Source organism: Microbacterium sp. AC215 (assembly GCF_979258645.1).
This window is the reverse complement of the sequence record NZ_OZ409869.1, coordinates 2,002,996-2,027,745: the sequence shown is the minus strand read 5'-3', so window position 1 is coordinate 2,027,745 and position 24,750 is coordinate 2,002,996. Positions and strand designations below refer to the sequence as shown.

The following is a 24,750-nucleotide window of genomic DNA, read 5'->3' as shown; positions in this document are numbered from 1 at the left end:
CGGTGACGGTGCTCGATCGGCGGTGCAGACAGCAGCGGCCGCCCCGCCTGTGAGACGGAGCGGCCGCTGTGCGAATGCGCCGTCTACGGGACGATGACTGCGCGGCCGCGGATGCTGTTCGAGGCGAGATCCTCGTACGCCTTCGGGCCGTCGTCGAGCGAGTACGTCTCGGTCTGCACGTGGATCTTTCCCGCGCGCGCGAGATCGAGCACCTCGATCAGTTCCGAGCGCGATCCCCAGTAGGGGATTCGCACGGCGGCGTCGTAGGCGATCGCGCCGAAGCCGAGCGACATGGTTCCGCCGCCGATGCCGACGATCGTCACGTCGGAATCGAGTGCGGCGACACTCTGCGCCAGGGCCATCGTCGGGTTCGCGCCCACGAAGTCGAACACGGCGTTGGCGCCCAGACCGCCGGTGATCTCGCGGATCTTGTCGGCGGCGGATGCATCGCTGATCAGGACGTGGTCTGCGCCCACTTCGGTGGCGAGCTCGAGCTTCGTGTCGTTCACGTCGAGGGCGATGACGGTGGCGCCAGAGATCGCCTTCAGGATCTGGATGCCGACATGGCCGAGCCCGCCGGTGCCGATGACGACGGCGAAGGTGCCGGCGCCGAGCTTCGGGAGCGAGCGCTTGATCGCGTGGTACGGGGTGAGGCCGGCGTCGGTCAGCGAGACGTTCTGCACGGGGTCGAGGTCGCCGAGCGGCACGAGGTGGCGGGCATCATCGACGATCATGTACTCGGCCATCGAACCCTGGCTGCCGAGGCCGGGAGGGCGGATGCCCTCAGCCGCGGCGTTGGTGCAGTAGTTCTCCATGCCCTGTGAGCAGTTGTGGCAGCGGCCACAGCCCCACGGACCGTAGACCGCCACGGCGTCGCCGACCTTCAGCGTCGAGTCGACGCCCTCTCCGATCTCATGCACGATGCCTGCGCCCTCATGGCCGAGCGTCAGGGGCAGCGGATAGCTCTGCTCGAGGTAGTCCTTCTCAGGAAGACCCATGACGTAGTCGTCGGAATGGCAGACGCCGCCCGCAGTGATCTTGAGCAGAACCTGACCGGGGCCGGGCTGAGGAATCGGGATGTCGACGACGACAGGGGGCTTGCCGATCTCGACGTAACGGAGAGCTTTCATGTGCTTCTTCTTCCTGGCGCCCGAGCGGTCTGCCGCGCGGTGCGGAGGCGTGGGCGCTCGAGGCCGTCTCTTCCAGTATCCGCCCGGGGCGTGAGTGGCGGCTGTTGCAGCAGAACCCTTGACATCCGCTCTCACCCGGGTCTAACGTACAACCAAATGGTTGCACAAAGAGAACTGAGCGAAGCGGAGGTCGACCGTGTGTTCCACGCATTGGCGACGTCGACCCGACGCGACATCCTGCGTCGGACGATCGAGCGGGAGCAGTCCGTCTCGACCCTCGCCTCCGAATACGAGATGTCGTTCGCTGCGGTGCAGAAGCACGTGGCCGTGCTCGAAGCGGCGAACCTCATCGTCAAGCGCGCCGAGGGACGCGAGCGGCTCGTCCGCGCGAACCCCGAGATGATCGCCCGCGCCAGGGCGCTCCTCGCCCGATACGAAGAGCTGTGGCGGTCGCGCATCGCCCGGCTCGACGAGCTGCTGGCCGAGACGCCGGCATCCCGCACCGATACGACCGACACCACCGATGTTCCACGAACCGAAGAAGGAGACTGACATGCCCGTCACGGATGTCACCACCGATGCCGACAACCTCACCATGACCGTCGTCGCCGATTTCGCGGCGCCGATCGAGCGGGTCTGGGCCGCATACAGCGACCCGCGCCAGCTCGAGCGCTTCTGGGGCCCTCCCGGATGGCCGGCCACCTTCACCGCCTGGGACCACACGGTCGGCGGACGTGCGCAGTACTCGATGAGCGGGCCGCGCGGCGAGAAGTCGTCGGGGTCGTGGGAGTTCCTCTCGATCGATGCCCCGCACAGCTTCGAGGTGCTCGACTCGTTCGTCGACGATGAGGGCAATCCTCTCGACGGCTTCCCCGCGCAGCGGATGTCGTTCGCGTTCGAGTCCACCGCCGACGGCACCCGCATGGTCACGACCAGTCACTTCGACTCGGTCGAGGCGATCGAGCAGGTCGTCGAGATGGGCCAGATCGAGGGTCTGAAGCTGGCGATGAGCCAGCTCGACGCCGTGCTGCAGGATCTGCGCGACTACGCGCAGGGCAAGGGCACGCAGGTCGAGCTGCTCGACGACACCCACGTGCGCATCACGCGTCTCGTCGAGGGACCGCGCGAACTGGTCTGGCGTGCGCACAACGACCCCGAGCTCATGAAGCAGTGGCTGCTCGGACCCGACGGGTGGGAGATGACCGAGTGCGTGGTTGCCACCGAGGTCGGTCAGACCTATCGCAACTCGTGGGCGCCCGTGGGCGACACCGAGGGGCAGCCGTTCGGATTCGAGGGCGAGGCGCTGCTGATCGACGCACCGCGGCGGTCGGTGCAGACCGAGCGGATGATCGGGATGCCGGTCGAGACGCTGAACGACCTGAACCTCTACGAAGAGGACGGGGCGACGCTCATCACGCTCTACATCGAGTACCCCGACAAGGAGACGCGCGACATGATCCTCGCCACCGGCATGGCCGACGGCATGGAGACCTCGTACGCCCGCCTCGAGCGGGAGCTGCTCGCGGTCTGAGCTCCACGACTCCGGAAGGCCGGTCGCATCCCTCGGGGAACGGCCGGTCTTCCGCCGTTCCGGTGCAGAGCTTCGGAGTTATGGAGCGGCGGGAGCGGAGCCGGCCGCGTCGCGGCGCGGGCGGCGCGTCGACCAGATGGCCAGGGCGATCAGCACGGGCTGGAAGAACAGGCGCACGAATCGCTTCATGTCGGTGTCGAGGCCGAAGCCGTCGCGGTGATGCGTCCACTGCGCGATGTTGCCGGGGAAGACCGCGACGAAGAACAGTGCGGTGATCACGCCGACCAGTCCGCGGTGCTTGCGCGCGACGAGCAGCGCGGTGCCGAGTCCGATCTCGACGACACCTGAGGCGAGGACGGTCACGTCCGGATCGATGGGCACCCACTCCGGCACCTGCGCCTGGAACTCCTCGCGCGCGAACGTCAGATGCGAGACGCCCGCGAAGACGAGCGAGGAACCCAGGAAGACCCGGCCGATGGTGCGTGCGACATTCTTCGCCATGGTGCGAGTGTACGCGGGGCCCTCAGGGGTGAGGGCCGTCAGATCAGGCGGCGGAGCGCCTCTTCGAGCGTGACGCCCTGTGCCTCGGCGCGATCGCGCAGGCGGGCGTGTTCGTCGCTCGACAACGCGAGTCGCACCTCGATCGGATCGTCGACCGGCGCGTAGAGGCTGTCGAGCAGATCGGATGGCTCGGCCCACAGGGGTTCGGCGAGAGACGTCGCGACGGCCGGGGACGCCGCAGCATCCTGCTCGCCGCGTGTCGCTGCGGCGGCGATCGGGGCGGATGCTGCGGCAGCGGCCCCGGCATCCGTCGCCATGGTGAACCCGGGCCCGCGGCGCGGCTCCTGCTGTGCCTGGTAGGCCTTCGCTGCGGCGTTCGCGCGCTCGTCGGCCGCCTCGTTCAGGGGGTGGCCGGCGTGGCCCTTGACCCACGAGAACTCGACGTCGCGCCCGCGGATCGCCTCGTCGATGCCCTCGAGCAGGTCGCGGTTGAGCACGGGCCCGCCGTCCGACTTGCGCCAGCCCTTGCGCTTCCAGCCCGGCATCCACTTGGTCACCGAATCGATCACGTAGCGGCTGTCGCACTCGATCATCAGCTTCTCGGAGATGCCGGCCGTCGCCTGCAGCAGTTCGAGCACGGCCCGCAGCTCACCCTGGTTGTTCGTGCCGTGCGGGGAGCCGCCCGCGGCCCAGTTGGCGTCGTCGATGTACCAGGCCCAGCCGTTCGGGCCGGGGTTGCCCAGGGCGGAGCCGTCTGCGGCGGCGGTGATCGTCATTCCTCAACCGTAGCCGCGCGCGGCGACACTCCTTGCGCGGCTACGTGCGTTCGCCTCCGCCCGCCGCGGGACATAGTGTGGATCGATGCCTACCGACTTCTCCTGGGATTCCTGGGTCGGCACCGCCGCGTCGATCGCCATCCTCACGGTGATCTCTGCCGCCGCACTCGCGGTGCTGGCGCTCGCCGCCTCGCTGATCAGCCGTCGTGTGCCATGGGTGCGCGATCTCGCCAGACGCGTGCGCAACGCGATGATCGCGACGACCGCTGTGGTCGCGATCTGGATCGCGGGTGCGATCTCAGAGCCGGAGACACAGGAATGGTGGCCGGTGGTGTCCCGGCTGTTCCTGATCGCCACGATCCTCACCGGCTCGTGGTTGCTCGGCGCATCGATCTCGTTCGGCTTCGAGCGATTGATGGCCAGAGAGGAGACGCTGCTCGTCGGTCCGGAAGCGCGCCGCCGTCGCACGCAGCTGCTCGTCATCCACCGGCTCGTTCTGGTCACGATCGCCGTGCTGTCTCTGGGGGCCGTGCTCTTCAGCTTCCCCGAGATGAGGGCCGTCGGCACCAGCCTGCTGGCCTCGGCCGGCATCGTGAGCATCATCGCCGGACTCGCTGCGCAGTCGATCCTCGGCAACCTCATCGCAGGGGTGCAGGTCGCTTTCACCGATGCGATCCGAGTCGGCGACGTGGTCGTCGTCGAAGGCGAATGGGGGCGGGTCGGCGAGATCAACCTGTCCTACGTGGTCGTCTACATCTGGGACGAGCGCCGCCTGGTCATTCCGTGCAGCTACTTCACGACGACACCGATCGAGACCTGGACGCGACGTTCCGACAAGATCCTCGGCACGGTCTACCTCGATCTCGACTGGCGGGTGCCGATGGATGAGCTGCGGCAGGAGTTCCAGCGCATCGTCGAGGCGTCACCCGCCTGGGACGGCCGTTCCTACGACTCCGCGGTGACGGAGGCACAGGGCGGTTACGTCACGGTGCGCCTGGTGATGTCGGCCAAGGACTCGGGCGATCAGTGGACACTGCGCTGCGAGGTACGGGAGATGATGATCGGCTGGCTGCAGCGTGAGCATCCCGAGGCACTCCCCCGGACGCGAGTCGACCTGGGTGCCCCGCAGCTCGCGGACTGAGAAGGCGGGTCAGCCTTCGGGCTCGCGGTCTTCGGGCTCGCGATCTTCGATCGAGAACGCCGCGGGAGCGGGCGGGGCGACGGGGAAGGCGACGGAGCTGATCGATGCGCCGGCACCGAGGTCGAGTCCTATGGCCAGCGGGTCGACCGCCGGCGCGGCGTCGAGCACCTCGGTCTCCGACCGCTCGAGCGGCTCGGAGGGCAGAGTCCACTGATTCTCTTCGTCATCGGAGCGCTGCTGGAAAAGTCCCATGGGCCCATTCTCGACCCGCCTCGCGATGGGGCGGCCGGATTCACACCGGATTGATCGGGTCAGGCCTCAGCCGGCTGGCGGCGACGGAATGTGAAGTACCCCTCGACAGCGCCGTGATTGACGACGCCGGTGCCGGTGCTGAGCATGCGCGCCGAGGTGGTCGCCCCGGACTCGACGAACGTGTACCCCCTGTGATCGAGCCGCCAGCCCACGCGTTCGACCTCGCTCAGGAAATAGCCGATGCTGTCATCGCTCATGAATCCGTTCTGCGCAGATCCCCAGGTCGAGGCCTCGCCGGTGAGTCGGCTGACCTCGACGTTGAGGTGCAGCAACGCGTCAGCGCGGTCGTAGGCGTCTCGGGCCAGCTGCAGCAGCCGGGCGGCCTCTTCGGTCGTCACGGGGTCGTGCCTCTCGTCGTCTGTGGATCGTTCGGTCAGGCCGCGGCCTCGCGGACCGCATCGACGAGCTCTCGCCACGGCCCGTCGAGTGCGGAGTCGGGGAGCTCGCGTTCGCGTTCCTCCGACGGTGTGCGCACGCGGATCAGCCACACGAAGCGGTCTGCGCCAGAATCGGCATCGCTGTCGGCATCCCACGGGCAGCTGTCGATCATCGCGATCCAGTGGTGCGTCTCGGTCGGGTCTGGTTCCACCCGCCACTTGCGACGGATGCCGGCGATGCCGCCCGTCCGCACCACCGCGATGACGACCGGCGCGTCACTCGACTCTGGGGACTCGCTCATCCTCATAGACTCCCACGGTCGCCCACGCACGTCGAGCGGCTGCGGCCGTCGCGTCGTCGATGGCGGATGCCGCGGCGAGGGTCGCGTCGGCGAACTCCGTGAAACTCGCAGTGCTCGACAGGCCGCCGGTGAGCGCGCGGTACCAGACCGTTCCGGCGGTCTCCCAGGCGTTGCCGCCGAGGTCGATCGCGAAGAGGGCGAAGGCCCGGTTGGGGATGCCCGAGTTGATGTGCACGCCGCCGTTGTCTTCTGTCGTGCGCACGAATCCGCTCATGTGATCGGGCTGCGGGTCTTTGCCGAGCTCGTCGTCGTCGTAGGCCGTGCCCGGGGCGATCATCGACCGCAGTGCACTGCCCTGCACGGCATCCGTGAAGATCTCCGCCCCGATGAGCCAGGTGGCATCTGCGGCGGTCTGCCCGAGGAGGTACTGCTCGGTGAGCGCGCCGAAGACATCGGCGATCGACTCGTTCAGCGCGCCGGGCTGACCTTGGTACTCGAGGTTCGCGGTGTACTGCACCACACCGTGCGCGAGTTCGTGGCCGATCACGGTGGTCGATGAGGTGAAGCCGACGAACACCTCGCCGTCGCCGTCGCCGAACACCATGCGCTCGCCGTCCCAGAAGGCGTTGTCGTAGTCGATGCCGTAGTGCACGGTGGCGTCGAGAGGGGCGCCGGCGTCGTTGAGCGAGTTGCGCCCGAAGGCGGAGAGCAGCATCTCGAACGTCGCCCCGAGTCCGTCGAACGCCTCGTTGACCGACGTGTCGGCCACCGGCTCGTCGTCTTCGGCGCGGACGATCGCCCCGGGGAGGTTCTGGGTGTTGCCGGCGTCGCTGATCGTGCGGTTCGGCGCGTCCGACAGCTCGGCGACCAGGTCTCCGTTCTCGTCGATCGACAGATCGATGCGCGCACGGAACGGCGGTCTGCCCGCCGTCAGTGTCTGCCGTGCGGCGGCGGCCGCACGGGGATAGCGGCCCGACTCGGCCAGGCGCGCGAGCAGGTAGGACGGGACGACTCCGGGGATCTCGGTGTGGCTGCTCATGTTCAGACCCTACGCCGGGGGTCCGACGTTCGGGCGAGGGCTGGCGGGGCCGTGCGGAGTCGCCGCACGTGCGTCTCGGTCGGCCGGATGCGCCTGCATCGGCCGGATTCCGGGCCTCTGGCCGAGGGAAGCATGTGTCGCCGAGCCGGCGCACACGAACGATGTCGGGACGGCACGACGATGACGGGAAATGGCCCCAACTTGATACTGAGAATCGTTATCAATAAAGTGGGGTCCTGTGACCCCCTCTCCCCGCGCCGGCCGCACTCTCCTGTTCGTGTCGTTGCTCGCGGCCACCCTGACGGTGACCTCGTGCGCAGCATCCGATGCCCCGGCTCCTGCATCGAGCGCGAGCATTCCGCCGAACGACGGGGTCGACGGCGGGGGAGCGGCCGAGGTCGCATCGCCGGCTCTCGCGCTCGTCGTCGCCGACGCGGACGCCGAGCTGACCCTGCTCGACCTCGAGACCGAAGAACGCTCGACGCTCGCAGAGGGGGACGCGGATGCGGATGCCGTGCTCGGCGTCGGCCGCTTCGCCCACGTGACCCATGTCGAGGGAGACCGCACGGTCGTCGACGTGATCGACTCCGGCCGCTGGACGGTGCCGCACGGCGACCACTCTCACTCCTTCTTCGGCGACGCGGGGGTGCTCGGAACCATCGACGGAGAGGGCCCTGTCGACATCCGAGTCGGTGACAGTGCGACCGCCATCCGCTTCGGCAGCGACGTCGCCCTCATCGATCACGAGAAGCTCGCCGATCTCGACGACGCGCCTCACCTCACAGTCCCCGTCGACCCGGCCGGACCCGTCATCCCGTTCTCCGGGCACCTCCTCGCCGCCACCGACGAGACGATCGAGATCCTCGACGCGGAAGGCACCGCGACCGGCATCGCCGTGCCCTGCACGAACGCGACCGACGTCGACCTCACCCGTGTCGGCGCCGTCTTCGCGTGCGACGCCGGTGCCGTGCTCGTGACCCGCGAAGTCGGCGGAGCGCTCGTCGCCGAGTCGATCCCCTACCCCGCGGGCGCCGTCGCGGCACCGGTTCTCGCCGGACGCGCAGACCGACCGGATCTCGCAGGCGTCGCCGGCGACAGAGGCGCCTGGCTGCTCGACTCCCGAACCCGCGAAGGGATGCTGCTCGCCACGGACACCCCGCTGCTGCGCGCCGTGGCCATCGGCGACGATGACAGCCGCACCGTCGTGATCGCGGCGGACGGCACCGTGCGAGTGCTGGCCGCCGACGGCTCGGAACTCGTCCGGACGAGCGCCCTGCTCGCCGCATCCGTCGCGGACCCTGCCCTGCGCGACCTCGTGCACCTCGTCATCGACGCCGATCACGCGTACGTCTCCGACCCGGCCACAGGCGCGGTGCACGAGATCGACCACGGCGACGGCACCGTCACCCGCACTTTCGACGGCCTCGATCCGCAGTACCTCCAGCTCGTCGGCTGACACCGGACTCATCGGCGGCATCCGTCGTCACGCGCACCCGCGCACCCCCCCAGAAGAAGGAGACACCCATGCATCGACCCGCCCGCAGCCGCCTCGCGGCCGGCGCGATCGCCACGCTCGCCGTGGTCGCGCTCGCCGGATGCGCGACCGCCGCGCCCTCGGCATCCGGAGAGTCCGAGTCGTCGTCGGACCACGAAGGCGACACCAGAGTCGCGATCGCCTATGACGGCGGCATCACCGTGCTCGACGGCGAGACCCTCGAGACCGTCGACTCCCCCGAGCTCGACGGCTTCCTGCGCGTCAACCCGGCCGGTGACCACGACGGACACGTCTTCGTCACCGCGGCCGACGGATTCCACGTGCTCGACACCGGCCTCGCCTCGGACACCGTGGAGTTCACCGGCGAGATCTTCGACGCCGTCACCCCGGGTCACGCCACCCCGCATGCCGGGCGCACCGCTCTGTTCGACGACGGCACCGGAGACGTGACGCTCTTCGACACGGATGCCGTCGGCACCGGCACGCTGCCGGACTCGCGGACGGTCGCATCGGAGGCCGCTCATCACGGAGTCGCGATCGAGCTGTCCGACGGCACGCTGCTGTCGACCATCGGCACGTCGGAGTCGCGCAGCGGCGCCCGCCTGCTCGCGGAGGACGGCGGCGAGCTCGCCCGCAACGAGCAGTGCCCCGGGGTGCACGGCGAAGGCGCGCTCAAGGGCGAGACCATCGTGTTCGGCTGCGAAGACGGCGTGCTGGTGTTCGCCGACGGAGCGTTCACCAAGCTCGAGGCGCCTGACGACTTCGGTCGCTCGGGCAACGCGTACGTGACCGGGACGAGTGCGATCGCCGCCCTGGACTACAAGTCCGACCCCGATCAGGAGGGCTACCTGCTGTCGCAGCTCGCGCTTGTCGACACCGACGCGCAGAGCCTGTCGGTGGTCGACCTCCCGGAGGGCGTCGAGTACACGTGGCGCGGAGTCGGCCGCGACGGGCACGACAACATCATCGTGCTCGCATCCGACGGCACCCTGAACGTGCTCGACGAGACCGGCGCGGTGGTCGACTCGTGGGATGTCATCGAGCCGTGGGAGAGCCCCGACGAGTGGCAGCAGCCGCACCCGGGACTCCGCGTGGTCGGCGACGTCGCCTACGTGACCGAGCCGGCAGAGAACCGCATCGTCGCCATCGATCTGCACACCGGCGAGGTCGCGGCCGAGGCGACGCTCGACGTCGTGCCCGGCGAGTTCGTCGTGGTCGGCGCCGCTGGCCACTGACCGGCGCGAGGTACCGCTCCACAACTCCGGAGATCCACGTGGCTCTCGTTCCCCGTTGTGCGCCGTTCCGGGGAGCGCGAACCCGGTGGTGCGCGCGTCTCCGGAGTTGTGGAGGTCGAGCCCCGGCGCCCCGCCCGCGCTCCCAGGAAGACACCCCGAGAAGTCGCGTAAAATCGGCACAATGACCGATGCACCCGACGCCGCCTCCGACCTGGGTGCCGGTATCGACCCCGAGGATCTCGCCACCACCCTGCGAGTCCTGTCGGAGCTGCACCAGATCGACAACGAGCACCCCGACTTCGTGGCCGTGCGTCATGCGACGGCGGCGATGTTCAAGGCGGTCAAGCGCGTGCGTCGCAAGGAGATCCGCGACGCGATCGCCGACGCCGACAAGGCGGTCGTCGCCCGCACGGCGACCGGCGCTCCCGACCGCATCGACGACGAGACCCGCGGGCACGACCTCGCGACCAGCGTCGTCGACGCCCCGATCGCCGGCGAGCTGCTCAAGCCGCGCAACTGCTACATCTGCAAGCAGCCCTACACGGTGGTCGATGCGTTCTATCACCAGCTCTGCCCGGACTGCGCCCGCTTCAGTCACGGCAAGCGAAACGCCCGCACCGATCTGACCGGCAAGCGCGCGCTTCTGACCGGCGGCCGCGCGAAGATCGGCATGCACATCGCCCTGCGACTGCTGCGCGACGGCGCGCACACGACGATCACGACACGATTCCCCCGCGATGCGGTTCGTCGGTTCTCGGCGCTGCCCGACTCGGGCGACTGGCTGCACCGCCTGCGCGTGGTCGGCATCGACCTGCGCGACCCCGCTCAGGTGATCGGCCTCGCCGACTCTGTCGCGGCTCAGGGGCCGCTCGACATCCTGATCAACAACGCCGCGCAGACGGTGCGACGCTCACCGGGGTCATACTCTCTCCTGGCGGATGCCGAGCTGCAGCCGCTTCCCGACGGACCGCTGCCCGAGATGGAGACGTTCGGACACACCGCCGATCCGCATCCGCAGGCGCTGCAGGCTTCGGTCGATGCGCATCCGCTGCTGTCCGTCGCGGCGCTCGGGGGCACGGTCGCCGAGCAGGGCGGCCAGGCGCTGACAGCCGAAGACCTCGCACGACTCGCGATGGCCCCCGGATCGTCGTCGCTCGAGAAGCACGCCGACGGCACCGCCATCGACGCCGGCGGACTCGTGCCCGACGTCAACCGCACGAACAGCTGGGTGCAGTCGATCGATCAGGTCGATCCGCTCGAGATGCTCGAGGTGCAGCTGGCCAACACGACGGCGCCGTTCCTGTTGATCAGTCGCCTGCGCGCCTCGATGGCGGCCTCGTCGGCGAACCGCAAGTACGTGGTCAACGTCTCGGCGATGGAGGGGCAGTTCTCGCGCCGGTACAAGGGTCCCGGTCACCCGCACACGAACATGGCCAAGGCGGCGCTGAACATGCTGACGCGCACGAGCGCCGGCGAGATGCTCGAGACCGACGGCATCCTCATGACCGCCGTCGACACCGGTTGGATCACCGACGAGCGCCCCCACTTCACCAAGGTGCGCCTGGCCGAGGAGGGCTTCCACGCCCCGCTCGACCTCGTTGACGGAGCGGCCCGCGTGTACGACCCGATCGTGCGCGGCGAGGCCGGCGAAGACATCCACGGCGTGTTCCTGAAGGACTACGAGCCCAGCCCCTGGTGAGTCGGCGGCCTCTGAGCTGCGGGCTGCCGTGACTGCACGGACCGACCTGTGCCGTCTGCAGGGTGAGATCCCGTCTGCAGGAGGGGACGGGGAATCTGGTCCTGCGTCCGGGCTTCGGTCCTGCGAACGGTGTGCTGGTCGCCACCCTGGGCCGCGCGCGACGGTCAGTGCGCGCGGATCTCGAGGTTCTCGGACGCCCAGGTGCCGAGCTGATCGAGGATGGGCAGCAGCCCACGTCCGCTGTCGGTCAGTGAGTACGAGACCGTGACAGGCGGACCGGCGTCGACCGCGCGGGCCACGAGCCCGGCCTCGGCGAGCTCTGCCAGCCGGTCGGAGAGCACGGTGTCGCTGATGCCTGACACCCCGCGGCGCAGCGCGACGAACGTCGAAGGACCGCCGCCGAGCGACGAGACGATCATGCCGTTCCAGCGTTTGCCGAGCACGCTGAAGGCCAGTGTGACGGCGGCGTCGCAGACGTGACGCTCTTCGTCGATCTCGGCCATGCGCCCATCATACCTGTGCTACGTTAACGCGAGTCGCTAAGAAAAACAGAGTGACTACGAAAAACGAAAGGCACTTCTCATGTCCCTGTTCCGCCTGGATGCCAGCATCCTGCCCGCGTCGTCCGCCAGCCGTTCGCTCGCCGACCTCGTCGAAGCCGAGTGGACCGCCTCGCACCCGGACTCCACGGTCACCCGCCGCGACCTCGCCGCCGACCCCGTGCCCGCGACGGCATGGGCGGATGCCGTGACCGGCGGATTCGTCGACGACGCCCAGCGCACCGACGCTCAGCGCGCAGCGCGCGCCCTCGCCACCACCTTCGCCGACGAGCTGATCGGCGCCGACGCGCTGCTCTTCGCCGTGCCGCTCTACAACTACGGCGTCTCGCAGCACTTCAAGACCTGGTTCGACCTGGCCTACACCGACTCCCGCATCGACCCGCAGGGCACCGCATTGCGCGGCAAGCCGGCGACCCTCGTCACCGTGCTCGGCGGCAACTACGCACCCGGAACGCCCAAGGAGGGCTGGGACCACTCCACCGGATGGCTGCGCCGCGTGCTCGAGGACGTCTGGGGCCTCGACCTGCGCATCGTCGAGCGTCCGTTCACCCTGGTCGGCGTGAACCCCGCTCTCGACGCCTTCGCAGACACCGCCCGCGAGCTCAAGGAGAACGCCGAGGAGTCGGCGCGCACGTACGGCCGCGAGCTCGCCGCACTGCGGGGCGACCAGGTCGCCTGACCCGGCATCCTGAGCGGTCCCGCCCCTCCAGGCATCCCGTCTGGTCCCGCCCCTCCAGGCGTCCCGTCTGCAGGATCAGGGCACGGATGCGGGGTCAGAACACGGTTTCTGGTCCTGCATCCGTGCCTCGGTCCTGCAGACGGCACAGGAACCGGACCTCCGGGCAGGACCCGGACCTCCAGACGACCGACCGCCGCCTCAGGCGAGGGGCCGGGGGAACGGATGCGGCAGCCACACCGTCACGTTCAGACCCCCGCCGTGCCGGGCGGTGAGCACGAGGGATCCGTCATGCGCCTGGGCGATGCGCTGCACGATGGCGAGGCCCAGGCCGACACCGCCGTGATCCTCGCCGCGCGTGCGGTCGGCACCTCTCTGGAACGGTTCCGCGAGCGTCGCGACGAGATGGGCGGGCAGCACGTCGCCCGTGTTCTCGACCACCAACGCCACCGCCTGCGGCAGAACATGCGTCCGCACGATGACCGTGCCGCCTGCGGGCAGGTTGTGAACGATCGCGTTGTGCACCAGGTTCGTGATCAGCTGCTGGAGCAGGGCGGGGGATCCGAGCACGTTCGCGGTGTCACCGCCGACGTCGATGGACACACCACGTCGCTCGGCCGACGGCAGAAGCGTCTCGGTCGACTCCTCGGCGAGCAGTGACAGGTCGACCGGCTCGCGGGTGAACGCGCGGCGCTCGGCACGGCTCAGCATCAGCAGGGCCTCGGTCAGCTCGATCGCGCGCGCATTGACCTCGTGCAGGCGGTCGATCAGCGCGTCGACGTCGCGGTCGGGGTCGTTGCGGGCGACCTCCAGCATCGCCTGCGAGATCGCGAGCGGGGTACGCAGCTCGTGCGAGGCGTTGGCGGCGAACCGCTGCTGCTCGCCCATGTGCGCCTCGAGCTGCTCGAGCATCGAGTCGAAGACATCGGCCAGATCACGGAACTCGTCGCGCGGTCCCTCGAGGGCGACCCGGTGCGACAGCGACCCCTGCGCGGCGAGCTGCGCTGCCCGTCCGATGCGGTCGAGGGGGGCCAGCATCCGTCCGGCGATGATCCATCCGCCGCCGATTCCGATCGCGAGAAGCACGAGCATCATCACGATCGCAGCCGGAATGAATGCGCGGATCAGGTCCGAGCGGTTCGGCACGAAGCGGTCGGCGATGATCGCGGCATCCGGTACATACCGCAGCAGGTATACGGCGACGGCCGCGAGCAGACCGATGCCTGACACGACCACGACGCCCGCATAGCTCAGCGTGAGCTTCCAGCGGGCGCTCATGCCTCGGCGCCTCACGGGCCGAACGGGATCAGCCATGGGCATCCGTTCCGATGCGGTAACCGACGCCGGGGACGGTGAGGATCAGCCACGGCTCGCCCAGTCGCTTGCGCAGCGACGATACCGTGATGCGCACGGCGTTCGTGAACGGGTCGGCGTTCTCATCCCACGCGCGCTCGAGCAGCTGCTCGGCGCTCACGACTCCGCCGCCCGCATCGACGAGCACCTCGAGCACCGCGAACTGCTTGCGCGTCAGGGCCACGTACTTGCCGTCGCGGAAGACCTCGCGGCGGAACGGGTCGAGACGCAGCCCTGCGACTTCGAGCACGGGCGGCCTGGCGCGGTGGCGACGACGGTCGAGCGCCCGCAGGCGCAGCACGAGCTCGCGCAGCTCGAAGGGCTTGGTGAGATAGTCGTCGGCGCCGATCTCGAAACCCGACTCCTTGTCGTCGAGGCGATCGGCCGCGGTGAGCATGAGGATCGGGATGCCGCTGCCCGAGGCCACGATCGACCTCGCCACATCGTCTCCCGACGGGCCGGGGATGTCGCGGTCGAGTACCGCGAGATCGTAGGAGTTGATGCTGAGCAGCTCGAGGGCCGTGTCGCCGTCGCCGGCGATGTCCGCCGCGATCGCCTCGAGCCTCAGGCCGTCTCGCACAGCCTCCGCGAGATAGGGCTCGTCCTCGACGATCAGCACACGCACGACACAGCTCCCATGTGCTCAGAGCTTACGCACCCGGACATATCGGGAGCATATGAGAAATCGCATACGTCGTCGCAACACGCCTCCTTCTTGACTGAGGACATGAACACTCGCTCCACCTCCTCACGGAGACGCCTCACCGCGATCGTCGGTGCCGCCCTGCTCGCCGTCGCTCTCACGGTCTCGGTCGTGCTGATCGGTCAGCAGTCTCTGGCGTCGGCATCCGTCGTGCCGACCGTCGCGCCGTCGTCCCTCAGCGAGGCGGACGGGATGATCCGCGAGGAGGGCGCCGTCTCGGTGTTCGACGACACGCCCGCCGTGACGAATCTCGACTCCGACCTGCTCGCCGCCGTGCGCGCTGCCGCATCCGCTGCCGAGCACGACGGCGTGCGGATGCATGTGAACAGCGGCTGGCGGTCGGCCGACTACCAGCAGGTGCTGCGTCAGGATGCGGTCGTCGAGTACGGCTCCGAAGAGGAGGCCGCGCGCTGGGTCGCCACCCCCGAGAACTCCGAGCACGTATCGGGAGACGCGGTCGACCTCGGCCCTCTCGCCGCTCAGGACTGGCTGGCACGCCACGGCGCGGACTTCGGCCTCTGCCAGATCTACGCGAATGAGCGCTGGCACTTCGAGCTGCGGCCGGCGGCCCCGGCGAACGGGTGCCCGCTGATGTACGACGACCCGACCACCGATCCCAGGACGCAGCGATGACCACGGCGCTCACCACTCCACGCCTCACCCTCTCGCGCGTTCACCCGCCGACACTGCACACGATCCCCGACGCGATCCGAGCGAACGTCGAGCGGATCCGATCGGCCACGGACGCCCGCATCATGGCGGTCGTCAAGGCCGACGGCTACGGCCTCGGCGCCGTGACCGTCGCTCTCGCGGCGATCGCGGCCGGGGCCGAGTGGCTCGGGATCACGGATGCCGAGGATGCTGCCCCGCTGCGTGCGGCGGGTGTCGAGGTGCCGATCCTCGCCTGGCTCAACCCCGCCGGGGTCGACGCCGCGCAGGTCGTCGCGGATCGCGTCGATCTGGCTGTCGGCTCGGTCGAGGAGCTGCGGCAGCTGATCGCGGATGCGTCGGCGCTGCCGAACGGGTGCGTTCGCGTGCATCTGCACATGGACACGGGCATGTCGCGGGGCGGGGTACCGCTCGAGGACTGGGCCGAGCTGCTGCGGGTGGCTCGCACGGGCCGCGACTCGGGTCGTGCACGCATCGACGTCGTCGGGGTGATGGGGCACCTGCCAGACGCCGACGCCGCCGACCCGGCGAAGAACGCGCCCGCTGTGCTCCGGATGCGACAGGCGAGGGATGCCGTGCTGCGTGCCGGATTCGGTCCTCTGCTCGTGCATCTCGCGGCGACGTCCGGGACGCTGACGGATGCCGCCACGCACTTCGCCATGGTCAGGGTCGGCGCCGGGCTGGTCGGCATCGATCCGTCGGAGACGGTGCCGCTGCAGGGGGCGGCGCGGTTGACGGCATCGGTCGTGCACAGCAGTGTCGTGCCGGCGGGCACCGCGATCGGCTACGGCGGCGCATATGTGACGACGCGCACCTCGCATCTGAGCGTGATCGGGGTCGGGTATGCCGACGGCATCCCGCGGGAGCTCGGTGCGGGCGCAGGGGTGGCGGTCGACGGCATCCGGTGCCCGATCGTCGGTCGCGTGTCGATGGATCAGATCGTGATCGACACGGGTGACTTCTCGATGCCGAGGGGCACCACGGCGGTGGTCTTCGGACCCGAGGGGGGCGCGGTGCCGAGTATGCAGGAGTGGGCGCGGTGGGCGGGGAGCATCCCGCACACCGTCGTGACGGGCATCGGCTCCCGCGTCGAGAGGGCTATCGCATGAGAGTGCTGGTGATCGGGGGAGGGCAGAACGCCGAGCACGAGGTGTCGCTCGCCTCGGCGGCAGCGGTCGCAGAGGCCCTGCGGCTCGGGGGATACGACGTGAGCACGGTGACGATCTCGCGGCAGGGCGTGTGGGAGGTGGCGGGCGTCTCGGAGGGTGCCACCGCCGCCGGATCCCTCGCTCTCGCGATGCCGCTCCTCGCCGACTGCGACGTCGTATTCCCCGCCGTGCATGGACCCCTGGGGGAGGACGGAGCACTCGCGGCACTGTGCGGTCTCGCAGGGGTGCGCGCGGTCGGATCGGGTCCGCGGGCTGGCGCCATCGGCATGGACAAGTGGGCCACCAAGCTCGTCGCCGAAGCGGCAGGGCTGCGAACGGCACGGGGACGCGTCGTCGATGCGGCGGACTGCGGCGATGCCGAGTTCGAGGGGCCCGTGGTGGTGAAGCCGTTGTCGGCCGGTTCGAGCTACGGCGTCTCGCTCGTGCGGGGAGAGCATGAACTGGGGCCGGCGCTCCGCGAGGCGGCGCGGTTCGACCGCCGCATCCTCATCGAAGAGGTCGTGCAGGGGAGGGAGATCGATGTCGCCGTCCTGCGCGAAGCCGGTGGCGTCCGCTGGGCGGCGCCGCCGCTCGAGATCCACGCCGCCGGCCTCTTCGACACCGCCACGAAGTACGACGGCAGCGCGCGATTCACCGTGCCCGCGCAGCTGTCGACGGCCGAGACGACCTCGCTCACGCGTGCGGCACTGACCATGTTCGACGCCCTTGGATGCGCCGGGGTCGCCAGGATGGACTTCTTCCTCACCGCCGAGGGCCCGGTGCTGAACGAGGTCAACACGATGCCGGGGCTCACCGCGGCCTCGCAGGCGCCGCGCATGTTCGCGGCGGCCGATGTGTCGTACGTCGACCTCGTGTCGCGCCTCGTGCGAGCCGCTGAGGTGCCAGGCGGTGACGGTGCGCGCCGGAGCGCCGGCCTCGAGCGGGTCGCCTAGAGGCGGTCGACGCCCGTCACGGTGACCACGGCCGCGCCCTCTTCGTCGGAGGCTGCGAGGTCGACGGTGGCCGAGATGCCCCAGTCGTGGTCGCCTGCCGGGTCGTCGAGGATCTGACGGACGGTCCACTCCGTCGCACCCTCGGTCAGGAGCAGCAGCTGAGAGCTGCGGGCGTTCGCGCCCGTGAGGATCTCGTCGTGATCGGCGAAGTATCCGTCGAGCGCATCCGACCAGGCGTCGGCGCCGAAGGTCGGGTCGAGTTCGGCGAGGGCGGCGACGTCCTCGCGGGCGGCCAGCTGCACCCGACGGAACAGCTCGTTGCGCACGAGAGTGCGGAAGGCGCGGACGTTCGATGTCAGTCTCTTCGGCGCCGGTGGAACGATCGGCTCGTCGTCCGGGCCGTGGAGCACGCCGTTGACCAGCTCCTCCCACTCGTCGAGCAGGCTCGAGTCCACCTGGCGCACCAACTCGCCCAACCACTCGATCAGGTCGCGGAGATCCTCGTCCTTCGCCTCTTCGGGGATGGTCTGCGAGGCCGCCCGATAGGCGTCGGAGAGGTAGCGCAGCACGACGCCCTCCGACCGTGCGATCTTGTAGTACGCGACATATTCCCCGAACGACATGGCTCGCTCGTACATGTCGCGGACGACGGATTTCGGATGCAGCTCGAAGTCGCGGATCCACGGCTGCGCGGCGCTGAACGTCTCGAATGCGGCGGTCAGCAGCTCGTCGAGAGGCTTCGGATATGTGATCTCCTCGAGCAGCTCCATGCGCTCGTCGTACTCGATGCCCTCGCGCTTCATGACGGCGACGGCCTCGCCCCGTGCCAGGAACTCCTGCTGTCCGAGGATCGCCCGCGGATCATCGAGCGTCGACTCGACGATCGAGATCATGTCCAGGGCGTACGACCCGGTTCCGGTGCCGGCAGCCGGGTCGCGGTCGAGCAGTTCGAAGGCGGCGAGAGCGAACGGAGACAGCGGCTGGTTCAGGGCGAAGTTCGGCTGCAGATCGACGGTCAGGCGGATCTCGCCGTCGGCCGTCTGCTCGACGACGCCCGATTCGAGCAGCGTGCGGTAGATGCCGATGGCGCGCAGAGCGAGTTCGCGCTGTCGTTTGCGAGGTTCGTGGTTGTCGTAGACGAGTGCACGCATGTTGCCGAAGACGTCGCCGCCGCGCCCGATCACGTTGAGCATCATGGCGCTCGTGATCTGCATGTGCGAGGTGAGGGTCTCGGGCTCGGCGTCGATCAGCTTGCGGAACGACGGCTCGCCCCACGAGACGAAGCCATCGGGAGCCTTCTTGCGCACGATCTTGCGCTTCTTCTTCGGGTCGTCGCCGGCCTTCTTGATCGCGGCGACGTTCTCGCTCTCGTGCTCCGGAGCCTGGGCGACGACGGTGCCGGCCGTGTCGAAGCCCGCGCGGCCCGCCCGCCCGGCGATCTGGTGGAACTCGCGGGCGCTGAGCTGCCGCATCCGGGTGCCGTCGAACTTGGTCAGAGCGGTCAGCAGCACCGTGCGGATCGGCACGTTGATGCCGACGCCGAGCGTGTCGGTGCCGCAGATCACGCGCAGTAGACCTCGCTGGGCGAGCTGCTCGACCAGGCGCCGGTACTTCGGGAGCATCCCGGCATGGTGCACGCCGATGCCGGCGCGGAGGAAGCGGGAGAGGGTCTTGCCGAAGGCGGTCGTGAAGCGGAAACCGCCGATCAGGGCCGCGATCTCGCCGCGCTGCTCACGCGTGGCGACCTTCGTGCTCGACAAGGCCTGGGCCCGCTCCATCGCAGCGGCCTGCGAGAAGTGCACGACGTAGATCGGCGCCTGGCCCGTGCCCAGCAGGTCGTCGATCGTCTCGTGGATCGGCGTCGTCTCGTAGAAGTAGTGCAGCGGAACCGGGCGCTCGACGCCGGTGACGGATGCCGTGTCACGGCCCGTCCTGCGGGTGAGGTCGCTCGACAGCTGCGACACGTCGCCCAGGGTGGCCGACATGAGGATGAACTGCGCCTGCGGCAGCTCGAGCAGCGGCACCTGCCAGGCCCATCCGCGGTCGGGGTCGGCATAGAAATGGAACTCGTCCATGACGACCTGATGCACCGCGGCATCCGTGCCCTGGCGCAGTGCGAGGTTCGCGAGGATCTCGGCCGTGCAGCAGATGATCGGGGCATCCGGGTTGACCGAGGAGTCGCCCGTGATCATGCCGACGTTCGAGGCGCCGAAGACGTCGACGAGGGAGAAGAACTTCTCGCTCACGAGCGCCTTGATCGGGGCGGTGTAGAACGAGCGGCGCCCCTCGACCAGCGCGGCGAAATGCGCGCCGACCGCGACGAGCGACTTGCCGGTGCCGGTGGGCGTCGACAGGATCAGGTTGTTGCCCGAGACGATCTCGATGACCGCCTCGTCCTGGGCGGGGTAGAGGCTGATGCCGGTCGACTCGGCCCATTCGACGAACGCCGTGTAGACGGCATCCGCATCGGATCCGTCGGTCAGCGTCGTGTGGTCGAGGATCGCAGGCATGGTCTGTCGATCATCCCACCTCCGGCAGGGCACCTCCTGCGAAGGGGAACACGTGCTGTGCAGGAGCGGATGCTGGATGCGGTCCTTCGCAGCGTGAGATCTCCTTCGCTGCAAGGGAGCGAGCGAGCGAGCGAGCCTGCAAGCGAGCGAGCGCGCCGGCCCCGGCCCGCTTCGCCTCAGACGGACGTCGCGGCGCGCAGCGCGATGCGGATCATGTCGCCGAAGGTCTGCTCGCGCTCCTGAGCGGTGGTCTGCTCGCCGGTGACGATGTGATCAGACACCGTGCAGATGGCCAGAGCGCGACGCCCGTGGTACGCGGCGAGGGTGTACAGCCCCGCGGCCTCCATCTCCACTCCGAGGGCGCCGTGCTGCACGAACGGCTCGGTGAGCTCGGGTCGGGTGCTGTAGAACTGGTCGCTCGAGAACAGCAGACCGACGTGGACGGCCGAGTCCAGGGGCTCGGCCTCGCTCGCCTCGACCGCCGCGCGCAGCAGTCCGAAGTCCGCGACAGGTGCGTAGTCGAGTCCGTGGAAGCGCACCCTGTTGATGCCCGAATCGGTGCAGGCGCCGTTCGCGATGATGATGTCCCGCACCTGCAGCTTCTCGGTCAGCGCCCCGCACGAGCCGACGCGCACGATCGTCTGCACGTCGTACTCCTCGAACAGCTCGGTCGCATAGATGGCCATCGACGGCTGACCCATGCCCGAACCCTGCACCGAGACGCGGTGGCCCTCCCAGGTGCCGGTGAAGCCCAGCATCCCGCGGGTCTCGGAGTACAGCTCGGCGTCGTCGAGGAAGGTCTCGGCGATCCACTTCGCCCGCAGCGGATCGCCGGGGAACAGGACGACGGGGGCGATCTGACCGGGCTGTGCGGCGATGTGCGTGCTCATGGCTTCAGCGTAACCAGCGGTCTCTGCGTGGCGCGCCCGGACCACGGCGTCCGCCTTGAGATCATCGGTACCGAGCGGTGATCGGCACCGCGGAAAAGGGACGACGATGTCCGATCAGATCTTCTTGTACGGGGCGCTCGGGCTGTACTTCGCCGGCATGCTGCTCATCGGATACTTCGCCTACAAGCGCACCTCCGACCACGAGGACTACATGCTCGGCGGACGCAACCTGCCGTCGTGGGTCGCCGCGATCAGCGCCGGTGCGGCCGACATGTCGGGCTGGCTCGTGATGGGCCTTCCCGGCGCGATCTACGCCGCTGGACTGATCGAGGCCTGGATCGCGATCGGGCTGACGATCGGCGCCTACCTCAACTGGCTGCTGGTGGCCCCACGGCTTCGCGCCTACACCGAGGTGTCGCGCAACTCGATCACGATCCCGAGCTTCTTCGAGAACCGGCTCCGCGACACCAGCCGGTCGCTGCGCATCGTCTCGGGGCTCATCATCCTGGTGTTCTTCACGCTGTACATCTCGTCGGGCATGGTCGCCGCCGGCGTCTTCTTCGAGAGCTCGTTCAACGGCGACTACCTGTTCGGGATGCTGCTGGTCGGCGGCATCACGCTGCTGTACACGCTCTTCGGCGGATTCCTCGGGGCCTCCCTCACCGACGTCGTGCAGGGGCTGATGATGGTGATCGCGCTGATCGTCGTGCCGGTCGCCGCCGTCATCGCGATCGGCGGACTCGAGGAGACGTCGACGCTCATCACCGAGAACGCCGGAGAGGGATTCCTGTCGCTGCTCGGTGGAGGGGCCGTCACCGGCGGCACCTTCCTCGCCATCGCCTCGGCCCTGGCGTGGGGCCTCGGGTACTTCGGGCAGCCGCACATCATCGTGCGCTTCATGGCGCTGCGCTCGCCGCAGGAGGCGAAGAGCGCGCGTCGCATCGGCATCTCGTGGATGGTCGTCTCGATGTTCGGCGCGATCATCTCGGGCCTCGTCGGCATCGCCTACATGGCGCAGCAGGGCATCACCCTCGACAACCCCGAGACCGTGGTGCTGCTGATGTCGCAGACGCTGCTGCATCCGTTCGTCGCCGGGCTCGTGCTGGCGGCCGTGCTCGCGGCGATCATGAGCACCGTGTCGAGCCAGCTGGTCGTGTGCTCGTCTGCGCTGGTCGAGGACCTCTACAAGGTGGTGCGCAAGACCCCGCCGTCCGACAAACGGCTGGTGCTGCTGGGCCGCCTGGCGGTGCTCGTCGTCGCGATCATCGCGATCATCCTCGCGATCACGCCGAACGACTCGATCCTCGGGCTCGTGTCGTTCGCCTGGGCAGGATTCGGTGCCGCGTTCGGCCCGATCATCCTGCTCAGCCTGTTCTGGCGCAAGCTCACGAACTGGGGTGCTCTCGCGGGCATGTTCGTCGGAGCGGTCACGGTGTTCGTCTGGAAGGCCCTGGACACCGACCTGTACGAGCTGCTCCCCGCGTTCGTGTTCGCGTTCGTCGCGGCCGTCGTGGTGAGCCTCGTCACCTACACGCGCAACGACGACATCGAGAAGGAGTTCACGGACGCCGAAGCGATGCTGACGGCACCGCGGGCCGCAGTCGGCAGCGCTCGCTGACGGACGCAGGGCTGAGTCGCGGGACGCAGGGCTGAGTCGCCGGATGCCGGGATCAGCCCTCGCGTCGGGTCTCAGCCCTCGCGCCGCCGCACGATCTCGCCGATCCAGATCGGCGCGAACGGCGAGGTGCAGCCGGGCGCGGTGGGGTAGTCGGCGAGCACCTGCAGGCGCTCACCGATCTCGAGTGCCCTGGACCGCAGCTCCGGGTGGAAGATGCCGATGTTGGCGAGCGTCTCGTTCATCGCCCACTGCAACCGCGAGGGAGCGTTCTGCAGATCGCGCTCGATCAGATCGAGCAGGTGATCGAGGTCGAGGCCCTCGGCATCCTTCGCGACGCGCACCGTCGTGAGCGACCATGCGGCCGCGGCGACGGTCGGGTCGGAGTCGTCGAACCAGCGCAGCCGCAGCTCCTCCGCGAGGGGGGTCTTCTTCGCGACGTAGTTCACGAACCAGTCGTTGACCTTGGGGGCCTGAGTCTGTCGCAGCATCGCGTCGAGCTCGTCGGCGGTGAACGCGCGCGGCGTGCAGATCAGCAGCGCCAGCAGCCGGGCGGCGGTGTCGCCTGTCGCCCACAGCTCTTTCGCCAGGGGCTGGTCTGTCTTGATGCGCTTCGCGAGGGTGCGCATGCGGCTGAGATTGATGCCGTGGTCGTCGCCGCGCTTCTCGTTCGCGGCGCGCATCTTCGGATCCTCGAGGGCGGCGAGCTCGGCCAGAGCCTCGGGAACGGTCATGTCGGACATGTCACCAGGGTAGGCCCGGAGCGCTTGTCAAGGCCCGGGCTTTCTGCGGGCATGCGGCCCTAACCTCGCAGGAGATCGAACTCCGACGAAGGGAAAATGCCATGACTCGCGACAGCGACGACATCAGCACCGACCGCAACGACATCAGCACGGAGCCGTCGCCCGGCCCCGAGGAGAACGACAACCTCGGCGCCGAGGACAACAAGGGAGAGCCGCCGACGGTCGTCCCCTCCGGTCCGGGCGACGAGAGCGACGACGACGACGGCGACGTGCTCGCCGACGACCCCGAGCAGGACTGACCGGCGCCGCCGCGTCGCCCTGTCATTCCTCGTCGACGAGCTCCGCGCGGATGCGCCTGAGGTCCTCCATCAGCGACCCGATGAGGATCCAGTGCGTCGACGAGGGCGGCCGGATGACGAGAGGCGCGGTCAGTGCCGGGATCGCCGAGGTCAGGGCCTCGGGCTCCGGGGACACGTCGGCGATCTGCACAGCCAGTCGCACATCGTGTCCGGCGCGCCGCAGCTGCTCCGCGATGGCCGTGACGGCCGGCTCCTCGCCGATGGAGTCGTCGTAGTGGTCGAAGTAGGCGCGCGTCATCCCGATGGTCTGCGTCACGATGGGCGTCAGCCGTTCGAGCAGTGCGCGCATCTCGACGAGCTCTTCACGGTGCGTCGACCGGCGCGGGTTCAGGGTGAGGGATTCCTCACCCGCAGCGATGGATGCCTCTGCCGCGTCCTTCATCGGGCGCAGCAGTCTGGCTTCGAGCATGAGCTGATGCAGCGTGGCGGGAGTCTGGGGTTCGGGTAGAGCATCGGCGAGTCGGTCGAGGCTCGAGGCGAGCTCGCTGCCCAGCAGCCCGAGATCGCGTCGGGCCGGGGCGACCAGCACGGGCGGCACGATCAGGGCGTTCACGACGATGCCGATGACCACGCCGATCAGGGTCTCGAAGATGCGCGCGATCGCATAGTCGGGAGTCGAGCCCAGCGCGAGCACGAGCATCGCCGAGATGGCCACCTGGTTGCCGGTGCCGGGCGTCGCCCGGAAGGCCCACGCGACGAGCATGGCCACCACGATGGCGAGCAGCACGATCCAGCTCGGTGACCCCAGGAGAAGGCCCAGGGCGACCGCGATCACCACGCCGACGATCACGCCGATGCTGCGTTCGAGCGCCTTCGACAGCGACTGGTTGACGCTGGGCTGCACGACGAGCAGAGCGGCGATCGCGGCGAAGACGGGGAGCTGTCCCGGAACCACCCATCCCGCGAGCATCCATGCGGCGATCGTCGCCGCGGCGGACTTCACCACCTGCAGCAGGGGTGAGCGCTTCGAGGCGCGGATCGCGGCGTGGATGCGCATGCCTGCAACGCTACTCGGCTAGCGAGTGCCGTCAGG

The 24,750-nt window shown here is 69.1% G+C and carries 26 protein-coding genes; 12 read left to right on the top strand and 14 right to left on the bottom strand.

Features of this window, described 5'->3' with window-relative positions:
- Positions 1 to 83: 83 nt before the first annotated feature.
- The gene (locus ACZZZF_RS09875) at positions 84 to 1,130 is read right to left on the bottom strand and encodes an NAD(P)-dependent alcohol dehydrogenase (RefSeq protein ID WP_053098488.1); all 1,047 of its coding nucleotides are present in this window, start codon (positions 1,128 to 1,130) and stop codon (positions 84 to 86) included.
- A 156-nt stretch (positions 1,131 to 1,286) separates the two neighbouring features.
- On the opposite strand from ACZZZF_RS09875, the gene ACZZZF_RS09870 reads away from it, so the two are divergent.
- Together ACZZZF_RS09870 and ACZZZF_RS09865 are read left to right on the top strand one after the other, a co-directional pair.
- Positions 1,287 to 1,682 (top strand): ArsR/SmtB family transcription factor, encoded by a 396-nt coding sequence (locus tag ACZZZF_RS09870; RefSeq protein WP_053098499.1) that lies wholly within the window; start codon positions 1,287 to 1,289, stop codon positions 1,680 to 1,682.
- Between the two features lies 1 nt (position 1,683).
- Entirely contained in the window at positions 1,684 to 2,661 is a 978-nt protein-coding gene (locus ACZZZF_RS09865) for an SRPBCC family protein (protein WP_072590556.1), read from the top strand.
- 78 nt (positions 2,662 to 2,739) lie between these two features.
- Here the strand turns inward: ACZZZF_RS09865 and ACZZZF_RS09860 are convergent, their stop codons facing one another.
- Together ACZZZF_RS09860 and ACZZZF_RS09855 are read right to left on the bottom strand one after the other, a co-directional pair.
- Positions 2,740 to 3,162, bottom strand: a complete 423-nt coding sequence (locus tag ACZZZF_RS09860; RefSeq protein WP_053098501.1) for a DoxX family protein — start codon at positions 3,160 to 3,162, stop codon at positions 2,740 to 2,742.
- Between the two features lie 38 nt (positions 3,163 to 3,200).
- Positions 3,201 to 3,938 (bottom strand): ribonuclease H family protein, encoded by a 738-nt coding sequence (locus tag ACZZZF_RS09855; RefSeq protein ID WP_053098502.1) that lies wholly within the window; start codon positions 3,936 to 3,938, stop codon positions 3,201 to 3,203.
- 85 nt (positions 3,939 to 4,023) lie between these two features.
- Between ACZZZF_RS09855 and ACZZZF_RS09850 the strand changes: the two genes are divergently transcribed.
- Positions 4,024 to 5,079, top strand: a complete 1,056-nt coding sequence (locus ACZZZF_RS09850; protein ID WP_463498149.1) for a mechanosensitive ion channel family protein — start codon at positions 4,024 to 4,026, stop codon at positions 5,077 to 5,079.
- A gap of 9 nt (positions 5,080 to 5,088) precedes the next feature.
- On the opposite strand, the gene ACZZZF_RS09845 is transcribed toward ACZZZF_RS09850, so the two are convergent.
- Genes ACZZZF_RS09845 through ACZZZF_RS09830 form a run of 4 tightly spaced genes read right to left on the bottom strand, consistent with a single transcriptional unit; the run spans position 5,089 to position 7,109 of the window.
- Entirely contained in the window at positions 5,089 to 5,331 is a 243-nt protein-coding gene (locus ACZZZF_RS09845) for a hypothetical protein (protein ID WP_463498147.1), read from the bottom strand.
- 59 nt (positions 5,332 to 5,390) lie between these two features.
- The gene (locus ACZZZF_RS09840; RefSeq protein ID WP_463498145.1) at positions 5,391 to 5,729 is read right to left on the bottom strand and encodes a hypothetical protein; all 339 of its coding nucleotides are present in this window, start codon (positions 5,727 to 5,729) and stop codon (positions 5,391 to 5,393) included.
- Between the two features lie 35 nt (positions 5,730 to 5,764).
- Complete coding sequence (locus tag ACZZZF_RS09835; RefSeq protein ID WP_053098506.1) at positions 5,765 to 6,070, bottom strand: protealysin inhibitor emfourin; 306 nt, start codon at positions 6,068 to 6,070, stop codon at positions 5,765 to 5,767.
- The gene (locus ACZZZF_RS09830) at positions 6,045 to 7,109 is read right to left on the bottom strand and encodes a M4 family metallopeptidase (protein WP_187248988.1); all 1,065 of its coding nucleotides are present in this window, start codon (positions 7,107 to 7,109) and stop codon (positions 6,045 to 6,047) included. Before ACZZZF_RS09830 ends, ACZZZF_RS09835 begins: the two co-directional genes overlap by 26 nt.
- A 238-nt stretch (positions 7,110 to 7,347) precedes the next feature.
- Between ACZZZF_RS09830 and ACZZZF_RS09825 the strand changes: the two genes are divergently transcribed.
- The 3 genes from ACZZZF_RS09825 to ACZZZF_RS09815 all read left to right on the top strand — a co-directional run bounded on the left by ACZZZF_RS09825 (position 7,348) and on the right by ACZZZF_RS09815 (position 11,538).
- Positions 7,348 to 8,565, top strand: coding sequence for a hypothetical protein (locus tag ACZZZF_RS09825; RefSeq protein ID WP_463498143.1), 1,218 nt, complete (start codon positions 7,348 to 7,350; stop codon positions 8,563 to 8,565).
- 68 nt (positions 8,566 to 8,633) lie between these two features.
- Positions 8,634 to 9,839: a hypothetical protein gene (locus ACZZZF_RS09820; RefSeq protein ID WP_463498141.1), complete on the top strand. Its 1,206-nt coding sequence runs from the start codon at positions 8,634 to 8,636 to the stop codon at positions 9,837 to 9,839.
- 181 nt (positions 9,840 to 10,020) lie between these two features.
- Positions 10,021 to 11,538, top strand: a complete 1,518-nt coding sequence (locus ACZZZF_RS09815) for an SDR family NAD(P)-dependent oxidoreductase (protein ID WP_187248985.1) — start codon at positions 10,021 to 10,023, stop codon at positions 11,536 to 11,538.
- A 164-nt stretch (positions 11,539 to 11,702) separates the two neighbouring features.
- On the opposite strand, the gene ACZZZF_RS09810 is transcribed toward ACZZZF_RS09815, so the two are convergent.
- Positions 11,703 to 12,041, bottom strand: a complete 339-nt coding sequence (locus ACZZZF_RS09810) for a winged helix-turn-helix transcriptional regulator (RefSeq protein ID WP_053098511.1) — start codon at positions 12,039 to 12,041, stop codon at positions 11,703 to 11,705.
- A 79-nt stretch (positions 12,042 to 12,120) separates the two neighbouring features.
- On the opposite strand from ACZZZF_RS09810, the gene ACZZZF_RS09805 reads away from it, so the two are divergent.
- On the top strand, positions 12,121 to 12,777 hold the full coding sequence (locus ACZZZF_RS09805; protein WP_053098512.1) for an FMN-dependent NADH-azoreductase: 657 nt from the start codon (positions 12,121 to 12,123) through the stop codon (positions 12,775 to 12,777).
- Between the two features lie 198 nt (positions 12,778 to 12,975).
- Here the strand turns inward: ACZZZF_RS09805 and ACZZZF_RS09800 are convergent, their stop codons facing one another.
- Both ACZZZF_RS09800 and ACZZZF_RS09795 read right to left on the bottom strand, forming a co-directional pair.
- Positions 12,976 to 14,052, bottom strand: a complete 1,077-nt coding sequence (locus ACZZZF_RS09800) for a sensor histidine kinase (protein ID WP_053098513.1) — start codon at positions 14,050 to 14,052, stop codon at positions 12,976 to 12,978.
- 28 nt (positions 14,053 to 14,080) lie between these two features.
- Complete coding sequence (locus ACZZZF_RS09795) at positions 14,081 to 14,752, bottom strand: response regulator transcription factor (protein WP_463498139.1); 672 nt, start codon at positions 14,750 to 14,752, stop codon at positions 14,081 to 14,083.
- A gap of 102 nt (positions 14,753 to 14,854) precedes the next feature.
- On the opposite strand from ACZZZF_RS09795, the gene ACZZZF_RS09790 reads away from it, so the two are divergent.
- Genes ACZZZF_RS09790 through ACZZZF_RS09780 form a run of 3 tightly spaced genes read left to right on the top strand, consistent with a single transcriptional unit; the run spans position 14,855 to position 17,600 of the window.
- A complete protein-coding gene (locus tag ACZZZF_RS09790) occupies positions 14,855 to 15,463 on the top strand; it encodes a M15 family metallopeptidase (RefSeq protein WP_056276300.1) in 609 nt (202 codons plus the stop codon).
- The gene (gene alr / locus ACZZZF_RS09785) at positions 15,460 to 16,608 is read left to right on the top strand and encodes an alanine racemase (protein WP_463498137.1); all 1,149 of its coding nucleotides are present in this window, start codon (positions 15,460 to 15,462) and stop codon (positions 16,606 to 16,608) included. Before ACZZZF_RS09790 ends, alr begins: the two co-directional genes overlap by 4 nt.
- The gene (locus ACZZZF_RS09780; RefSeq protein WP_463498135.1) at positions 16,605 to 17,600 is read left to right on the top strand and encodes a D-alanine--D-alanine ligase family protein; all 996 of its coding nucleotides are present in this window, start codon (positions 16,605 to 16,607) and stop codon (positions 17,598 to 17,600) included. The genes alr and ACZZZF_RS09780 overlap by 4 nt, the downstream gene beginning before the upstream one ends.
- Here ACZZZF_RS09780 and ACZZZF_RS09775 read toward each other — a convergent pair.
- On the bottom strand, positions 17,597 to 20,110 hold the full coding sequence (locus ACZZZF_RS09775; protein WP_463498133.1) for a DEAD/DEAH box helicase: 2,514 nt from the start codon (positions 20,108 to 20,110) through the stop codon (positions 17,597 to 17,599). The genes ACZZZF_RS09780 and ACZZZF_RS09775 overlap by 4 nt on opposite strands.
- A gap of 176 nt (positions 20,111 to 20,286) precedes the next feature.
- On the bottom strand, positions 20,287 to 21,000 hold the full coding sequence (gene deoD, locus ACZZZF_RS09770) for a purine-nucleoside phosphorylase (RefSeq protein WP_053098518.1): 714 nt from the start codon (positions 20,998 to 21,000) through the stop codon (positions 20,287 to 20,289).
- A 106-nt stretch (positions 21,001 to 21,106) separates the two neighbouring features.
- Here deoD and putP point away from each other — a divergent pair, with 106 nt between their 5' ends.
- The gene (gene putP, locus ACZZZF_RS09765; RefSeq protein ID WP_187248979.1) at positions 21,107 to 22,618 is read left to right on the top strand and encodes a sodium/proline symporter PutP; all 1,512 of its coding nucleotides are present in this window, start codon (positions 21,107 to 21,109) and stop codon (positions 22,616 to 22,618) included.
- A gap of 71 nt (positions 22,619 to 22,689) precedes the next feature.
- Here putP and ACZZZF_RS09760 read toward each other — a convergent pair whose 3' ends face one another.
- Entirely contained in the window at positions 22,690 to 23,358 is a 669-nt protein-coding gene (locus ACZZZF_RS09760) for a DNA alkylation repair protein (RefSeq protein WP_053098520.1), read from the bottom strand.
- A 101-nt stretch (positions 23,359 to 23,459) separates the two neighbouring features.
- Between ACZZZF_RS09760 and ACZZZF_RS09755 the strand changes: the two genes are divergently transcribed.
- On the top strand, positions 23,460 to 23,657 hold the full coding sequence (locus ACZZZF_RS09755; protein WP_463498131.1) for a hypothetical protein: 198 nt from the start codon (positions 23,460 to 23,462) through the stop codon (positions 23,655 to 23,657).
- 22 nt (positions 23,658 to 23,679) lie between these two features.
- Here ACZZZF_RS09755 and ACZZZF_RS09750 read toward each other — a convergent pair whose 3' ends face one another.
- Entirely contained in the window at positions 23,680 to 24,714 is a 1,035-nt protein-coding gene (locus ACZZZF_RS09750; protein WP_230100845.1) for an FUSC family protein, read from the bottom strand.
- Between the last annotated feature and the right edge of the window lie 36 nt (positions 24,715 to 24,750).

Bases quoted from the DNA above. Each gene is read 5' to 3' on its own strand.
- ACZZZF_RS09875 (WP_053098488.1), bottom strand. From the start codon at position 1,130: ATGAAAGCTCTCCGTTACGTCGAGATCGGCAAGCCCCCTGTCGTCGTC.
- ACZZZF_RS09870 (WP_053098499.1), top strand. From the start codon at position 1,287: ATGGTTGCACAAAGAGAACTGAGCGAAGCGGAGGTCGACCGTGTGTTC.
- ACZZZF_RS09865 (WP_072590556.1), top strand. From the start codon at position 1,684: ATGCCCGTCACGGATGTCACCACCGATGCCGACAACCTCACCATGACC.
- ACZZZF_RS09860 (WP_053098501.1), bottom strand. From the start codon at position 3,162: ATGGCGAAGAATGTCGCACGCACCATCGGCCGGGTCTTCCTGGGTTCC.
- ACZZZF_RS09855 (WP_053098502.1), bottom strand. From the start codon at position 3,938: ATGACGATCACCGCCGCCGCAGACGGCTCCGCCCTGGGCAACCCCGGC.
- ACZZZF_RS09850 (WP_463498149.1), top strand. From the start codon at position 4,024: ATGCCTACCGACTTCTCCTGGGATTCCTGGGTCGGCACCGCCGCGTCG.
- ACZZZF_RS09845 (WP_463498147.1), bottom strand. From the start codon at position 5,331: ATGGGACTTTTCCAGCAGCGCTCCGATGACGAAGAGAATCAGTGGACT.
- ACZZZF_RS09835 (WP_053098506.1), bottom strand. From the start codon at position 6,070: ATGAGCGAGTCCCCAGAGTCGAGTGACGCGCCGGTCGTCATCGCGGTG.
- ACZZZF_RS09830 (WP_187248988.1), bottom strand. From the start codon at position 7,109: ATGAGCAGCCACACCGAGATCCCCGGAGTCGTCCCGTCCTACCTGCTC.
- ACZZZF_RS09820 (WP_463498141.1), top strand. From the start codon at position 8,634: ATGCATCGACCCGCCCGCAGCCGCCTCGCGGCCGGCGCGATCGCCACG.
- ACZZZF_RS09815 (WP_187248985.1), top strand. From the start codon at position 10,021: ATGACCGATGCACCCGACGCCGCCTCCGACCTGGGTGCCGGTATCGAC.
- ACZZZF_RS09810 (WP_053098511.1), bottom strand. From the start codon at position 12,041: ATGGCCGAGATCGACGAAGAGCGTCACGTCTGCGACGCCGCCGTCACA.
- ACZZZF_RS09805 (WP_053098512.1), top strand. From the start codon at position 12,121: ATGTCCCTGTTCCGCCTGGATGCCAGCATCCTGCCCGCGTCGTCCGCC.
- ACZZZF_RS09800 (WP_053098513.1), bottom strand. From the start codon at position 14,052: ATGAGCGCCCGCTGGAAGCTCACGCTGAGCTATGCGGGCGTCGTGGTC.
- ACZZZF_RS09790 (WP_056276300.1), top strand. From the start codon at position 14,855: ATGAACACTCGCTCCACCTCCTCACGGAGACGCCTCACCGCGATCGTC.
- alr (WP_463498137.1), top strand. From the start codon at position 15,460: ATGACCACGGCGCTCACCACTCCACGCCTCACCCTCTCGCGCGTTCAC.
- ACZZZF_RS09780 (WP_463498135.1), top strand. From the start codon at position 16,605: ATGAGAGTGCTGGTGATCGGGGGAGGGCAGAACGCCGAGCACGAGGTG.
- ACZZZF_RS09775 (WP_463498133.1), bottom strand. From the start codon at position 20,110: ATGCCTGCGATCCTCGACCACACGACGCTGACCGACGGATCCGATGCG.
- deoD (WP_053098518.1), bottom strand. From the start codon at position 21,000: ATGAGCACGCACATCGCCGCACAGCCCGGTCAGATCGCCCCCGTCGTC.
- putP (WP_187248979.1), top strand. From the start codon at position 21,107: ATGTCCGATCAGATCTTCTTGTACGGGGCGCTCGGGCTGTACTTCGCC.
- ACZZZF_RS09760 (WP_053098520.1), bottom strand. From the start codon at position 23,358: ATGTCCGACATGACCGTTCCCGAGGCTCTGGCCGAGCTCGCCGCCCTC.
- ACZZZF_RS09755 (WP_463498131.1), top strand. From the start codon at position 23,460: ATGACTCGCGACAGCGACGACATCAGCACCGACCGCAACGACATCAGC.
- ACZZZF_RS09750 (WP_230100845.1), bottom strand. From the start codon at position 24,714: ATGCGCATCCACGCCGCGATCCGCGCCTCGAAGCGCTCACCCCTGCTG.